Annotated in this window: 5 protein-coding genes; 3 read left to right on the top strand and 2 right to left on the bottom strand. The window is 58.6% G+C overall.

Going from position 1 to position 16,152, the window contains the following annotated elements:
• Positions 1 to 3: 3 nt before the first annotated feature.
• Positions 4 to 1,323 (bottom strand): flavin-containing monooxygenase, encoded by a 1,320-nt coding sequence (locus ACGSLL_RS25480; RefSeq protein WP_394506941.1) that lies wholly within the window; start codon positions 1,321 to 1,323, stop codon positions 4 to 6.
• Positions 1,324 to 1,558: 235 nt separating this feature from the next.
• On the bottom strand, positions 1,559 to 2,377 hold the full coding sequence (locus ACGSLL_RS25475) for an alpha/beta fold hydrolase (RefSeq protein WP_394506942.1): 819 nt from the start codon (positions 2,375 to 2,377) through the stop codon (positions 1,559 to 1,561).
• Positions 2,378 to 2,598: 221 nt separating this feature from the next.
• Between ACGSLL_RS25475 and ACGSLL_RS25470 the strand changes: the two genes are divergently transcribed.
• Genes ACGSLL_RS25470 through ACGSLL_RS25460 form a run of 3 tightly spaced genes read left to right on the top strand, consistent with a single transcriptional unit; the run spans position 2,599 to position 16,137 of the window.
• Positions 2,599 to 4,305, top strand: a complete 1,707-nt coding sequence (locus ACGSLL_RS25470) for a ShlB/FhaC/HecB family hemolysin secretion/activation protein (protein ID WP_394506943.1) — start codon at positions 2,599 to 2,601, stop codon at positions 4,303 to 4,305.
• Between the two features lie 25 nt (positions 4,306 to 4,330).
• On the top strand, positions 4,331 to 15,643 hold the full coding sequence (locus tag ACGSLL_RS25465) for a two-partner secretion domain-containing protein (protein ID WP_394506944.1): 11,313 nt from the start codon (positions 4,331 to 4,333) through the stop codon (positions 15,641 to 15,643).
• Entirely contained in the window at positions 15,640 to 16,137 is a 498-nt protein-coding gene (locus ACGSLL_RS25460) for a hypothetical protein (RefSeq protein ID WP_394506945.1), read from the top strand. Before ACGSLL_RS25465 ends, ACGSLL_RS25460 begins: the two co-directional genes overlap by 4 nt.
• Positions 16,138 to 16,152: the final 15 nt, after the last annotated feature.

Genomic DNA, 16,152 nt, shown 5'->3' with positions numbered 1-16,152 from the left:
GAATCAGGCGTCGACGGCGTCGGCGACCGGGCTGTGGACCGCTGAATGCAGCGCGGCTTCACGCTGTTCGGCATCGCGGTATTCGAGGTATTTGCGCTGGGTGGCGATGTGATCGGCGACATGTTTGGCGTCATGCCAGACGCCCCAGATGAACGACGAACCGCGACGCGACTGCCACGGCAAACCGAGGAAATACACCCCCGGCTCAGCCGACACGCCGCGCTGATGCACCGGCTTGCCCTTGTCATCGAAAGCCGCGACCTGTAGCCAGGAATAATCCACGGCAAACCCGGTGGCCCAGATAATTGATGTCACGCCAGCCTCGGCCAGATGCAGATTGCGCAGCGGATTTTTCACGCATTCCGGATCGGCGAAGCGTTTACGCGCCTCTGGCTCTTGCGGCAGATCGAGGCCATTTCTCTCGATATAGGCATCGGCGGCGTCGAGCAGGGCCAGATAATTTTCGTCACCGCGATTGAGGTTTTCGAGCAGGTCCTGCTTGAAGGTCACTACGCCGTTTTCGAACGACTCGGTGACCCCGACCAGGGTCATGCCGCGATGGGCCAGGCCACGAAAATCGATGGTGCGCCCGCCATGAGCGCCGCTGACCGCGATGGTCACGTGCTCGCGGCCCGGTTTCATCGCCGCTTGATCCCATTCGCCCAGCACCCCGAGCCACCAGCAGAAATCACGATTGCGATAGGCACGCGGCGGCCGGTCGTGGGCGCCAACCGACAGATAGACTTGTTTGCCGGAGCGTTGCAGTTCATCGGCAATCTGCACCCCGGATGAGCCGGCGCCCACCACAAGAACCGCACCTTCCGGCAGTTGCTGCGGATTGCGGTAATCAGCGGAATGGATTTGCAGCAAACGTGCGTCCTGCGGTGCGATCGGCGGGATCACTGGCCGCTGGAACGGCCCGGTTGCCGCGACAACACGGCTGGCTTCGATCACGCCTTCCGAGGTCTCGACGGTGAAGCCGGGGCGACCGACATTGCGCACCACGCTTTTGACCTCGACGCCGGTGCGGATCGGCGCGTTGAATTTCTTCGCATAGGCTTCGAAGTAATCGGCCACGCGTTCTTTCGGCGCAAAACCGTCGGGATCGACGTCATCGAATTCCAGACCGGGGAAACGGTCGTGCCACGCCGGGCCGTTGGCGACCAGCGAGTCCCAGCGCCCGGTGCGCCAGCGTTCGGCAATGCGACTGCGCTCCAGCACCAGGTGTGGCACGCCGAGTTTGCTCAGGTGTTCGCTCATCGCGACGCCTGCCTGGCCAGCACCCACGATCAGCGTGTCGATTGTTGTTATGTCAGTGGTCATCTCTACATCCTTCCTAGCAAGGCAGTGGGATTCGGGCCGCTGTTGGCTTGTCCGTTTGGCTTGAGGTCAGACTAGGGAGAGGGGGGATATCGGTAAAATATTATTAAGCTGGGATGTGAAGATAAAATTCTGATGCAGCGCGGCGAAAGCCTTTGAATACGGGGAGTGGGCGACGCGCCCGAGCAAAGCAAGGTGCCCGGGCGACGAAGAAATCTTCATCGCCCGGGCAGTTTTGTCAGCGCTGCAGGAACGCCAGCAAATCTTCGTTCAACGCCTGCGCATGAGTCACGGCAAAACCGTGCGGCGCACCGGCATAGACTTTCAGCTCGGCGCCTTTGATCTGCGCGGCGGCCTGTTTGCCGGTGGTTTCGAACGGCACGATCTGGTCACCGTCACCATGGATTACCAGCGTCGGCACATCGACTTTGGCCATGTCCGGACGAAAGTCGGTTTCCGAGAACGCGGTGACGCAATCCACCGTACCTTTCAAGGACGCCATCAGCGCGATGTTCAGGGTCTGCGTGAGCACGCCGTCGGAAACCGTCTGGCCTTGATTGGTGCCATAGAACGGCGCGGCGAAATCGGCGATGAACTGCGCGCGGTCCTTCAGCAGGCCGGCCTTGATCCCGTCGAACACCGATTTGTCGACGCCTTGGGCGAAGTCGGGCTTCTTGCCGAACAGCGGCGTCACCGCACCCAACAACACCAGACCCGCCACACGCTCGCTGCCATGCCGGGCGATGTAACGGCTGACGTCACCGCCACCCATGGAGAAGCCGACCAGGGTCACGTCGCGCAGGTCCAGATGGTTGATCAGGCCGGCGATGTCATCGGCAAACGTGTCGTAGTCGTAACCGGTCCACGGCTGATCAGAGCGGCCAAACCCGCGACGGTCGAAGGCAATGGTGCGATAGCCGCGGCTGCTCAGGTATTCCATCTGGTATTCCCACATGTCGCCGTCCAGTGGCCAGCCATGGCTGAACAACACGGGTTTGCCGCTGCCCCAGTCCTTGTAATAGATCTCGGTGCCGTCTTGGGTCGTGAAGGTGCTCATGAAAACTCCTTGTGATCGTGTGTGGGTATGACTGAATGCCGAATGGGCCGCGTTCACTATCTGCGCAACCACGGTTTTGCACTTGTACGCAGGTGCTGGTTTTACCCGCGCAACAGCGCCTCGAGGCCGACCAATGGTAGAACATAAGTTTGACGTCAAAATGATGGCCATCTAATATCGCGCCACTATTTTGATGTCACTTTCGTCTCGAGGGATCGAACATGTCCTCACCCGCCCTCGTGGCGCGGTTGTGCGTAGCGTTGCTGTGCCTTTCTCCGCTTCATTTCGCCGTTGCTGCACCCACCCCAGGTGAAACCGACCTTATCCGCGACCGCCAGAATCGCCTGCTCGAAGAGCAGCAGCGCCGTCTCGAAGAACTCAAGGATTTGCCCGGCAAAGGTCTCAAGCCAGCGCAACCGGCAACTCCCACCGATAGCCGCTGTTTCCCGATCAAGGACATCGAACTCAAAGGCGCAGACAGCCTGAGCGAGGGCGAAAAGGCTCGCCTGCTCAAGCCTTACATCGGCGCATGCCTCGGCGTGCCCCAGCTCAATGAGCTGCTCAAAGTCATCACCGACCACTACATCGAGAAGGGCCTGGTCACCAGCCGCGCCTATCTGCCGCAACAGGACCTGTCCAGCGGGCATCTGCAAGTGCTGGTGGTCGAAGGCCGGCTCGAGGGCATGAAGGGCGCCGACAACAGTCGGCTCTCGGATCGCGAACTGGCCATGGCGTTTCCCGGCAAGACCGGCGAGTTGGTCAACCTGCGCGAGATCGAGCAAATGGTCGATCAGCTCAATCGCCTGCCGTCCAATCAGGCGAAAATGGAGTTGGCCCCCGGGCAGAACGTCGGCGGCAGTGAAGTGCGCGTTACCAACAACCCGCAGAAGCCATGGCGCGCTGGCCTGTCGCGTAGTAACGACGGTCAGCGCAGCACCGGCGAACAGCAGTGGGGCACCACGTTCGACTGGGACAGCCCGCTTGGCCTGGCCGATCAGCTGAGCCTGCGCGGCGGTCACGATGCGATGACTGACCATCAGCACACCTCCAATAACGCCATGCTCAATTACAACCTGCCATGGGGCTGGTGGACGTTCAGCTACACCTACAGCCAGAGCGAATACCGTTCGCAGATCGCCGCCAACGGCTACAACTTCAAGCAGACCGGCGACAGCGAAAACCATCAGTTGCGCGCCGAGCGGGTGATTCATCGCGACGCGGTCAGCAAGACCTCCCTCAGCGCCGGCCTGTCGTACCTGCGCACCAACAACTTCATTGAAGACAGCAAGCTCAAGCTGAGCAGCAACCGCATCAGCGAAGCGCAGTTCGGCTTCAACCACGGCCGCCGTGTCGGCAGCGCGTTCGTCAACTTTGACGCCGGCATGCAGGAAGGCATCGGCGCCTTCGATGCGCAGGGCAGCCACGATCCCGGCCCCGGCGAACCCGAAGCGCACTACCGCAAATACAGCGCAACCCTGAGCTACCTGCAGCCATTCAAGCTCTGGGGCGAGTCGTTCAGTTTCAGCAGCCTGATGACCGGCCAACGCAGCGAAGACGTGCTGTTCAGTTCGCAGCGCACCAGCCTCGGCGGATCGTCATCGATCCGCGGCTACAAGGACCAGTCGCTGTCCGGCGACAGCGGTGGTTACTGGCGCAACGACCTGCGCTGGAGCCGTCCGGTGAATGCCGACTGGCTGCAACCGGTGTTCGCCGAGTACGGCGCCAGCCTCGGTTACGACCAGGGTGTGATTGCCAATGATCGCTATAACGGCGATCAGCACGGGCGCATGTCGAGCAATTCGCTGGAGCTGTTCGTCCGCGGCCAGCACGTCGCCGCCAGCGTGACCTTCGCACATTCCCTGGAACGACCGGACGCGCTGCCCGAGCGCGAAGCACCGATCTATTTCCGCCTCGACTTTTTCATCTGATAACGACTTTTAGAGAATCGCCCACATGGACGTTCGTCACCCCGACTCGCTCGCCGATCAGCCCCGCGCAGCCGTAAACCACCAGGAGACGTTCCTTGGCATGCCCAAGCGCGGCCTGGCCTTTCTGCTGGCGAACGTCATGTTCTGGCAACCGATCTGGGCGCAGGCTGACGGCATCGTCGTCGCCAACCCGAATACCACGCTGGATCGCGCCGGCAACGGTGTGCCGATCGTCAACATCGCCACGCCCAATGCCAGCGGTCTGTCGCACAACCAGTTCCACGATTACAACGTCGGCGCGCAGGGCGTCATCCTCAACAACGGTTCTGCACAAACGTCGAACACGCAACTGGGCGGGCACGTCATTGGCAACCCGAACCTGAAGAACAGCGGTTCGGCGCAGGCGATTCTCAACGAAGTCATCAGCGGCAATCCGAGCCAATTGCGCGGTTACACCGAAGTGGCCGGGCAGTCGGCGCGGGTGATTGTCGCCAACCCTTACGGCATTACCTGCAATGGCTGCGGTTTTATCAACGCACCACGGGTGACGCTGACCACTGGTAAACCGGTGCTGGAAAACGGCCGGCTGGATCGCTTTCAAGTCGATCAGGGTTCGGTGGCCATCGAAGGTGCGGGCATTAACGCGACCAATGTTGATCGCTTCGAAATCATCACCCGCAGCGCGAAAATCAATGCGCAGATTCAGGCGCAGAACCTGGCGATTGTTGCCGGTCGTAACGACGTCAATGCCGACAGCCTGAATGCCACCGCGCGCGCCGATGACGGCAGCGCCAAACCGCAGCTGGCGATCGACTCCTCGGCACTCGGTGGGATGTATGCCGGGGCGATCAAACTGGTCGGCACTGAAGCTGGCGTCGGGGTGAAACTTGACGGCAAGCTGATTGCCAGCGGCGGCGATATCCAGCTCGACGCCAACGGCCAGTTGAGCCTGGCCGACACCTCGGCCGCCGGCGCGGTCAACGTCAAAGCCGCCAGCCTTGATGCAAAAAGTCCGATCTACGCCGGCACCGCGCTGAACGTGCAAACCCAAGGCAACCTGACCAATCGCCAGACCTTCGCCGCACGCGACAGCATCACCCTCAGCGCCGGCGGGCAGTTGACCAACGCTGGCACCATTGAGGCCGGCGTCAATCCTGACGGCAGCCGCAATGCCAACGGCGATCTGAGCCTGAGCGCACAGATCGTTGAAAACGCCGGCAACAGCCTTGCCGCCAGCCGCAACCTGAGCGTCAACGCCACGCAAACCCTGAACAACCAGAGCGGCATGCTCAGCGCGAAAAACATCACCGTAACAGGCGGGGCGCTGAACAATTTCAGCGGCCAGGTGCTCGGTGACCTGGGCCTGTCGATCGATCTGCGCGGTGCGCTGGACAACCGTGACGGCGTGCTCGGTTCGGGCGCTGCGGTGTTCGTCAAAGCCGCGAGTCTGGATAACCGCCAGGGCGGTGCGCTGGTCAGCGATGGCAGCCTGACCGCGCGCATCAGCAGCACGCTCGACAACCGCAACAAGGGCGATATCTCGGCCAAAGGCGCCATCGATGTGCAGGCCGGTACGCTGGATAACCGCGACGGCAAAATCATCGGCAAAAGCACGCTGGCGTTGCGCAGCGATGTGGCCGATAACCGGGCCGGGGTGATTCAGGCTGATCAGCAGTTGAGCGTGAATGTCGCGCAACTGGATAACCGTGACAAAGGCGTAATCAGCGCCAAGGCCGGCCTGACATACGCAGGCACCCGACTGGACAACAGCGGCGGTCTGGTCAGCGCAGCGGGGCCTTTCAATCTGACGGCCGCCGAGATTCAAAACGCGGCCGGGCGGATTTCCAGTCAGGGCGACCTGCTGGCGACCATCGGTCTGCTGCAACAGCAGGGCGGTGAACTGGTTGCCCAAGGCAACCTGAACCTCAGCGGTAAAACCCTCGACAACCGTAACGGCGGTCTGGTCGGCACCACCAAAGCGCTGACACTGAGTGTTGACGACATCGATAACCGCAGCGGCGAGATCTCCAGCAGCCTGTTGCTGAACGTCAAAGGCCTGCGCCTGGACAATAGTGATGGCGGCAGAATCCTTGCCGGTACCGATCTCGGTCTGAGCGTCGCCAGACTGATCAACCAGAACAAGGGCTTGATCTCCGCCGTCAAAGGCGCGGCGACCGTTACTGGCACGACGCTGGGCAACAGCGGCGGCACGCTGAGCAGCCTCAATGGCTTGGTGATCACCCTCGACGATGCGCTGATCAACGCTGGCATCATCAGCACCGAAGGCGCGCTGAGCGTCACCGCCGCGCGTATCGACAACCGCAGCGGCAGCCTCGGCAGCGCCGGCAATCTGCGCCTGACCAGCAGCGGCGCCTTGCTCAACTCGGGCGGTTCGATCAGCACTGACGCAGCGCTGACCCTCAACAGCGCCAGCCTGGATAACAGCCACAAAGGCGTGATCTTCGGCCAGGGCATCAGCCGCGTCGAAACCGGCGCGTTCGACAACAGCGATGGCGGCAAGCTCACCAGCGGTGCGGCACTGACGCTCAAGGCCGGGCAGGTCAACAACGCCAGCGGACGCATCGCCAGCCAACAGGCCCTCGACGTTTCGCTGACCGGGCTGGATCAGCAGGGCGGTGAACTGTTCAGCAAGTCTGATCTGACCCTCGACCTGCGCAACGGCCAGTTGAACAACCAGAACGGCTTGATCAACGCGCCGGGCACGCTGCTGCTGAAAAACCTCAACGGCGTGAACAACCAGAATGGCGAAATCTCCAGCCAACAGGCCTTTGCGCTCGCCGCGCAAAGTCTCGATAACAGCAACGGCAAACTGCTCAGCCAACAGGGCCTGGCCCTGCGTATTGCGGCGGCGTTGAACAACGTAAAAGGTGTGATTTCCGGCGCCTCGCTGGACAGCCACAGCGCCAGCCTCGATAACGGGCAAGGCTTGATCAGTAGCCGTGGCGTGTTGCTTTTGACCGCCGACAACGCTCTGAACAACCAGCTCGGAACAGTCATTGCTGACGGCCAACTGACGGTTAACGCCGATGAGTTGGTCAACGGCGAAGGCAGCATTGCCGGTAAAGCAGACGTGAATGTCGGGGCGCGCACCGTCAACAACCAGAAAGGTCAGTTGTTCGCCACCGGTGTACTCAAAGTGGACGCTGATCAACTTGACAACCGGCAGAACGGCCTGCTCGGTTCAAGCCAGGACATGAGCCTGACGGTCGGCGAGCTGGATAACCGTGGCGGCGAAATCAGCACCAACGCTGATCTGCACATCAGCGGCACAAAGCTCGACAACAGCGAGGGCGGCAAAATCTTTACCGGCAAGGCGCTGACCCTGATCGTCGACGAGGTGATCAACCGCAGCAAAGGCCTGATCGACGCCGGTACATCGCTCGATCTACGCGGACGCACGCTGGTCAATGGCGGATCATTGCTCAGTCAGCACGGCCTGCAATTGACCCTCAGCAGCGCTTTCGATAACAGCCAGGGCAAGGTCAGCAGCGAACAGGCGCTTACCGTCAAAACGGCGCAACTGACCAACTCCGGCGGCAGTCTGTCCAGCGCCGGCGATCTCACCGTGAACAGTGACGGTAGCGTCGTCAACCAGGGCGGCCAGATCGTTACCGATGGTGCGCTGGTGCTCAACAGCGCCAGCCTCGACAACCGCTCGCAGGGCACCCTCAGCGCTAAAGGCGCCGTCAGCATCGGCACGGGCGCCTTCGATAACAGCAACGGTCGGCTCAGTAGCGCCGACACGCTGAACCTGACGGCCGGCCAGGTCACCAACGGCGATGACGGCAGCATTGGCAGCCAGAATGCTCTGACAGCTTCGGTCACCGGCTTCGATCAACGCGGCGGCAAACTGTTCAGCAACTCAAGCCTGAGCCTCGATCTGAACCACGGCCAGTTGAACAATGTCGGTGGTCTGATCAACGCACCGGGGACGCTGCTGCTGACGCAGCTCAACGGCGTCAACAACCAGGGCGGCACAATCTCCAGCGCTGAAGCCTTTACGCTTGCCGCGCAAAGTCTCGACAACAGCAACGGCAAGCTGCTGAGCAATCAGAGCCTGACCCTGCGTATCGCCGCAGCCCTGAACAACGTGCAAGGCATGATCGGCGCCGCAGCCATCGATGCGCAGGCCGCAAGCTTCAATAACAGCGGTGGCAGCCTGGTCAGCCGTGGCGACCTCGACCTGAGCGTAGACGGCCTGCTGCGCAACGATGCCAAAGGGCTGATCAGTGCTGCGCAAACCCTTGAACTCAGCAGTGGCGAGTTGAACAACCGCGACGACGGGTTGATCAACAGCCAGGGCCAGCTGACGCTGACCGCCACCGATCTGGACTCCAGCAATGGCGGCGAAGTCTCCGCCAGTGGCGACATCGATCTGCACCTGACCTCGCTGACCCAGAACGGCGGCCGCCTGCTCGGCGATAAAGCCGTCACCCTCGACCTGGCCAACGGTGACCTCGACAACCAGAGCGGCTGGCTCACCGCCAAAGGTCCGCTGACCCTCAAGCGTCTGCGTGACCTGAACAACCAGAGCGGCGAAATCTCCAGCAACCTCGGTTTCGATCTCATCGCCCAAGCGGTGAACAACACGTCGGGCAAAATCATCAGCGGCGAAAAACTGCTGTTGCGCGGCACCACTCTGATCAACCAGAAAGGCCTGCTGTCGGGCTGGCAAGGCCTCACCGTCAATGGCGACAGCCTGGACAACCGCAACGGCGGTACGCTCTCGAGCAAGTTCGCCGATGTATCGGTCGATCTCAAAAACGCACTGCTCAACGGCAACGCCGGCGCCGTGGTCGCGCAGGGCGATCTGAACATCAAGGCCAACTCACTCGACAACAGCGACAAAGGCAACCTCAGTAGCGCAGCCGGGCAGACCCTGACGCTGGGCGGCGCGCTGAACAACGACCTCGGTGGCCTGATTTCCAGTGGCGCGGCGCTGGATATCGTCAGCACGGCGTTCACCAACGCCGGCGGGATAATCAATGCCGAGCAGGCCTTCAACGCCACTGCTTCGCGCCTCGACAACCAGGGCGGACAGATCGCCAGCAATGCGGCGATCACCCTCAACCTGAGCGGCGAGCTGAACAACACCGCCGGCAAACTCGCCGCCGCAGGACCGATGCTGATCAAGGGCGTGACCGATCTGCGCAACCAGAACGGCCAGATCGCCAGCCAGAAAACCCTGGAGGCGCGCACCGGTTCGCTGGACAACAGCAACAAGGGCACGATCGCTGCCAATGATCAGTTGCAGCTCTCCGCGACTGGCGTCGTCAACAACAGTGGCGACGGTCTGATCTACAGCAAGAACGCCGATGTGCAACTGACGGCGGCCAGCCTGGGCAACGGCAAGGGCTCGATTCAGAGTGAAACCGCACTGACCCTCGACGTCAGCGGCGACTTCGACAACCAGAGCGGCAAGGTCATCGCCCAGAACGGCAATGTCCTGGTCAAAGCGGCAAACATCGATAACCGTGGCGGCACCTTGGCGAGCATCCAAGGCGCATTGGAAGCGCGCACCGTGGGCGTGCTGCGCAACGGGTTTGATCTGAATAACAATCGTCAGGGCGGGATCGTTCAGGCGCAGAGCCTGACCCTGTCGGCACTGGCCGGGCTGAACAACAACGGCGGGCGGATTTCCGCACAAGCCGCAGACCTGGGTATCACCACGGCGGCGCTGGATAACGGCAGTGGCGTGCTTTATTCCAAAGGCCTGTTGAGCATTACCGGCACCAGCCTGGAAAACGCCGGTGGCCAGATCGCTGCCAACCGCATCGACTTCGGCCTCAGCGGCGCACTGCGCAATGGCGCGGGCGTCATCGAAAGCACCACTCAACTGACCGTCAAGGCCGCCAGCGTTGACAACCAGAACGGCCGGCTGCGTTCGCTGGGCAACACCGGCAAGACCCTGTTCCAGATCGGCGGCTTGCTCGACAACCGCAACGGCGTGCTGGAAACCGCCAACGTCGACATGACCCTCGCCCTCGGCGGCTTCCTCAATGGCGGCGGGCAACTCAACCACGTTGGGCGCGGCAAGTTCGACATTTCCACCGCCAACGTCATCGGCGCCGGCGGCAGCATCGTCACCGGTGGCCTGCTGGAGCTCAACGCCGACACCTGGAGCAACTCCAACGTCATTCAGGCCGGTCGCCTGAACATCAACGTGCGCGAGTTCAGCCAGACCGCCAGCGGTAAATTGCTGGCTTCGGATGCGTTGCGGATCGTGGGTGGCAACTGGACCAACGATGGCTTGATCGCCAGTGACGGATCGATCGACATGCGCTTGTCCGGCAACTATGGCGGCAACGGGCGCTTGACCAGCCTGCGCGACACCTATCTGTCTGCGGCTTCGATGAACCTTGGCGCGGCCGGCAGTTTTGCCGCAGGTGCGACGTCGACGATCCAGATTGACGGGCAACTGCTAAATGCTGGTCGCATCACGTCCGGCGAAGACCTGACGGTCAACGCTGGCAGCCTCGTCAACCATGGCACCCTTGGTGCGGCGCAAAACCTGATCGTCAAGGCGCCGGTCTTGCTGAACGACCGCGGCCTGATTTTCAGCGGCAACGACATGACCCTCAGCGTCGGCACGCTGACCAACCAGAGCGGCGATTTCTACGGTCTGGGCAACGTGGTGATCGCCGGCTACAGCGGCGGCACGCGAGCGGCGGGGGTGTACAACATTTCCGGTGCGATGGAGAGCGGCGGCGGGTTCACGCTGGATGCCGATGTGTTCGAGAACCGCACCGAAGGGCCAACGGCGTCGGCTGAGCGCAAGTTGATCTCGGGGTTGATCGCGGCCAGTTGCGGTGACTGCGTCGGCGGCACGTTCAATAACTTCCTTGCGACTCGCGAGACGTACCAGTTCATCGACACCGATAACAGCGCATCTGCCGTCCTTAACGTCGGCAAGGACTTCGTCTTCCACGGCGGTACGTTCCTTAACAGCAAAAGCACGATAGCGGCGGGCGGCGGCATCGACATCACCGCGGTCAGCCTGAAGAACATCGGCACCCAAAGCGGGACCATCGAGGTGACCCGTCAGTACAACTTTGAAATGGGCACGGGCACCACGGCGCAGTTCATGGCCAACGTGATCATGCCGTACAACCAGCGCAACAACCCTGATTTCCCGTTTGTGTATTACGTGATTGCGCCGGAAGGCCTGATCCGTAAAGCCATTGCCAAAACCGTGGGCAACGGCATCGTCATTGTCGACGCCGAGACGGGCGAAAACATAGGTAGCCGCAAGTATGGCCGGGCCATGTCGGGTTACAGCGCCGGCTTCGAAACGTCGACGCCCTCGTTGTACGACCCGAATAACCTGATGGCCATACCGACCGAACTGACGCAGTTCCAGAAAGGCGACGCGGTTGAAGTGAGCGTCGATGGCGCGGGTGCGCCCGGCACAACCACCGGACGCAACGCGGTGATTCAGGCTGGTGGCAAGGTCTCGATCAACGCCACCAAAGAAATCGAAAACAGCGTTATCCAGCAGGACTACAGCGCCACCGGCGGCACCAACAAAGTCGCCGATACCAGCGTCAGCAACAGCAACACCACCGTGGTGCGTATCAACAGTCAATTGCCACCGGACCTGGCTCAACAGCAAGTCAATCCGCTGAGTCTGCCTGGGTTTTCCTTGCCGACCGGCGAGAACGGTTTGTTCCGTTTGAGCGGGCAGGGCAGCAGCGACGCTGTCGCCGGCAACATCGGGCCAGCGCCGACCTGGACGGTGAGCACTGAGAAAGTCGATATCCAGGAGCACGCAGTCGCTGCTACCAGCGGTGGACCGCGCAATCTGTTCATCGATGCGCCGGCTGCGGTCTCCGACAGTACGCGCATGGTCGACACCTTCGACCGCAAACCGAGCCAAACGAAAGCGGCCGCCAGCAGCATCGATACCAACGTTCCGGTGGATTCTGCCGGGCCGGGCCTGCACGACCGTGACAACGACATGAAGGAGTCGATCGACACGCGTCCGGTCACCCGCGTGACGGGCCTGCCCGACACCCAGGCACCGTCCAACCCACACAAATACCTGATCGAAACCAACCCGGCACTCACCGACCTCAAGTCGTTCATGAGCTCCGATTACCTGCTCGAAAAACTTGGCTACGACCCCGACCAGAGCGCCAAGCGCCTCGGTGATGGTCTGTATGAGCAACGCCTGATTCAGCAAGCCGTCACCGCGCGCACCGGCCAGGCGTTCCTCGACGGCCAGACCTCCAACGAGGGCATGTTCAAGTACTTGATGAACAACGCCATCGCCAGCAAGGACGCGCTCAACCTGTCGGTCGGCGTCGGCCTGACGTCGCAGCAAGTCGCCGCGCTGACCCACGACATCGTCTGGCTCGAAGAACACGAAGTGAACGGCGAAAAAGTGCTGGTGCCGGTGGTGTATCTGGCGCAAGCCAATGGCCGTCTCGGCCCGACCGGGGCACTGATTGCCGGTAATGATGTGACGCTGATTGCTGGGGAGAATCTCGATAACGTTGGTACGCTCAAGGCTACCAACAACCTGTCCGCCACTGCGGGTAATGACTTGATCAATAGTGGAGTGATTCAGGCTGGCGGGCGGTTGGATCTATTGGCCGGCGACAATATCGTCAATAAGTCTGGAGGTATTATCACCGGTCGAGACGTAAGCTTGATTAGCGTTGATGGTGACGTCATTAACGAACGCACTCTAACGAGCATTGACAATGTAAATCAGCATCGCGACTTTACCGATAATGCCGCAAGAATTGAGGCTGCTAACGAACTGACAGTCTCTGCTGGCCGTGATTTTACAAATTCGGGGGGTACGCTTAAAAGTGGGGGCGATACGTACATTGATGCTACACGCGACATCAACATTCTCGCTGTGGCAGAGCGACAATCAGATATCCTTGGCCGTAATAGAAATGAGATCATCAAGCAGCTTGGAGCGACTATTGAAGCAGGAAGTAATCTAACGCTTAAAAGCGGGCGAGACCTGGCGGTAATCGCAAGTGGAATAAGCGCACAGCGTGATGTTTCCATGACGGCTACTGAAAACATCGTCATAACGTCAGCAGCCGATGAAAGTCACTCGTATTCAAAAAGCAAAAAAGTGACCAAGCAAGAGGATCATGTCAGTCAAGTCGCTTCGACTATTAGCGCCGGTGGGAACTTCACATTGAACGGGGGGCAAGACGTCACGTTGGTCTCAAGCCGCATTACCGCAGGTGAAGAAGCCTATCTGGTTGCCGGCGGAAACTTGGAATTATTAGCTGCTCAAGATAGCGACTATTCTCTTTACGATAAGAAAAAGAAGGGGCGTTTCGGTAGTGGTCAAACCAAGAGAGATGAAGTCACCGATGTGCGTAATATCAGTACCGAGATCACCACGGGTGGAAAGATAACGCTATTAAGCGGGGGAGACCAGCGTTATCAAGCAGCCAGTCTCGATAGTGGCCAAGACATTAGCTTGATCAGTGGTGGAAAAATTACTTTTGAAGGCGTAAAGGACCTACATCAAGAAAGTCATGAAAAAAGCAAGAACAGTATGGCTTGGAGCTCTTCCAAAGGCGAGGGAAAGACCGACGAAATACTGCGTCAAACCGAAATCCTAGCGAACGGCAATTTGGTCATCAATGCCGTCAATGGTTTGAATATCGATATAAAAGATATAAACCAAAAAAGCATCAGCCAAACTATTGATGCGATGGTCAACGCTGACCCGGGGTTGGCGTGGCTCAAAGATGCGGAAAAGCGGGGTGATGTTGATTGGCGCTTGATTAAAGAAACCCACGACTCCTTCAAATATAGCAATTCAGGCATGGGGCCGGCCGCGATGCTGGCGGTAATTATTATTGTTAGCGTCATTACAGCTGGCGCTGCAAGCACAGCTGTAGCTTCCGCAAGCGGGGCCATGGGCGCGACTTCCGCGACAGCTATGGGTAGCACGATGGCAGCGGCGACGGCGACAACTGCTGCCGGCCTTGGAAATGTCATTGCGTCAGCTGTTTTGACTTCAATGGCGAGTACGGCTGCTGTAAGCGCAATCAACAACAAGGGAAATATTGGTACAGCATTTAAGGAGGTTTTTTCATCAGAAAGTTTAAAAGGTTATGTACTTGCCGGTGTCACTGCCGGGATCGCGGCAAAGTTAGGCTATGTTCCAACTGAACTGAAGTTCGATCTGTCGAGCGCTGAAACGGTCGCTACAAAGGCATTGGCAGACGCGCTGGCTAAAACAGCAATCATGGGTGGTAGTCTCAAAGATAATCTGATGGTTTCCGCGTTAGGATCAGCAGTTAGCATCGGCGGCGCGATCACTGCAAATAAAATAGGAGACATAACCGTCTTTGAAAACGGAAAAATCTCCAAAATAGTTATGCACGCTGCCCTTGGCGGTTTAATGGCTGAGGCATCCGGCGGTGATTTTCGAACTGGTGCAATCGCCGCAGGCGCAAACGAAGCGCTTGTCGATTTCCTTGCAGAAAATTTACTACCAAAAAATGTCGATACTAATAGTCTCGAGTATAAGAATGGCGTAAATAATTTAATGTCCGCTTCACAGTTGGTCGGCGTGTTAACCGCAGCATTTACCAACGGTGATCCCTCGGTCGCTGCAGACGTCACAGCAAATGCAACACAGTTCAACTACCTGAATCACACCGAAATGCAGGCGCTTGCCAATGAGCTTGCGACATGTAAAAAAACAAACAGTTGTGACGGTGTGTCAGCTAAGTATTTTGAAACGCATCTGGCAAATCAGGAGGTGCTAAACGCGGTCTGTGATGTCGATATAAGCGGTTGCCAGATAGCATTGCGTGATATTTACAATGCAACGACGGGTTTCATGCGTGGTGATTACGAAGTTGATCTTCCAGCGGATCTAAGGAAGATTATGAATTCGTTCCATGAGTTCAATCTTGATGCGAGCGCTGATCCGACAGCCAAAGTTGCTATGCCGTCTATCGAACGTTTTATCGAGGCGGTAGGGCTGGATATTAATAATCCAGCAGTTAAAATAGTTGCGCGAGATCTTGCTTCGCTTATCATCGCAAAGAAAACCGGAATGCTGGGAGCAAACGGCGTAAAAATTGCGGGGAGCAAAACGATTTGGAAAGGCGTAGGGAAGGAAAGACTTGATGTGGAAAACCCAGATCCCGGCGGTAGGCCAGGTCAACTACACTATCAAGGTGTAGATAACGCCAAATATCTTTATGATCCTATTTCCAATACTTTTGTGGGGGCTCCGAAGTCCGTTAACAAGCTATTGGAAAGACCTGATTTCAAGAAAGCCGTAGAGAAAGGCATGACAAAATATCTAGGAGAGCGACCATGAAATGCAATGCGGCGATGACAGCAGCCTTATCGATGCTGCGGCTGCCTGATAAGCTTTCCGATGACTTGGCTTCAATTGCTGAGGAAGGTTTCTTTCAGCGTAATGGCTGTGAATTTTTAAATTTTTTTAAGTCCTCAAGTATTGCAGTTAGTTTGGATTATCTTCAAGATCGCACCGGCTATGAATGCTACGTCAATTCAATTCATATCGATGACTATGTTGATTTAAACTGGCTAGGTGAAGCTTTGCTATTCGCTAATAGGCTGATTGAGCATTGGTTAGCTCGCTCCAGTCCCGAATTATTGCAAGTCATTGTCTCTTGCGATGAATTCGGCGCTATGGTGAAAGCTCATGTCATTCGGGCTGGCGAATCCTGGTTGCGGGAGAATTTGGACGAATACGACGACCCAGTATTGCTCGCCAGGTCAGATAGTGCGGACCTAATTGAGCTTCTGACGCAGCTAAAAAATAACGGTGCGACCTTTCAGCAGTAAACTTTGTACGAAAAG

The organism is Pseudomonas retamae, assembly GCF_043496865.1.
Lineage (GTDB): Bacteria > Pseudomonadota > Gammaproteobacteria > Pseudomonadales > Pseudomonadaceae > Aquipseudomonas > Aquipseudomonas retamae.
Note: the sequence above shows the minus strand (reverse complement) of the source record. Positions and strands in the feature narration are given on the sequence as shown.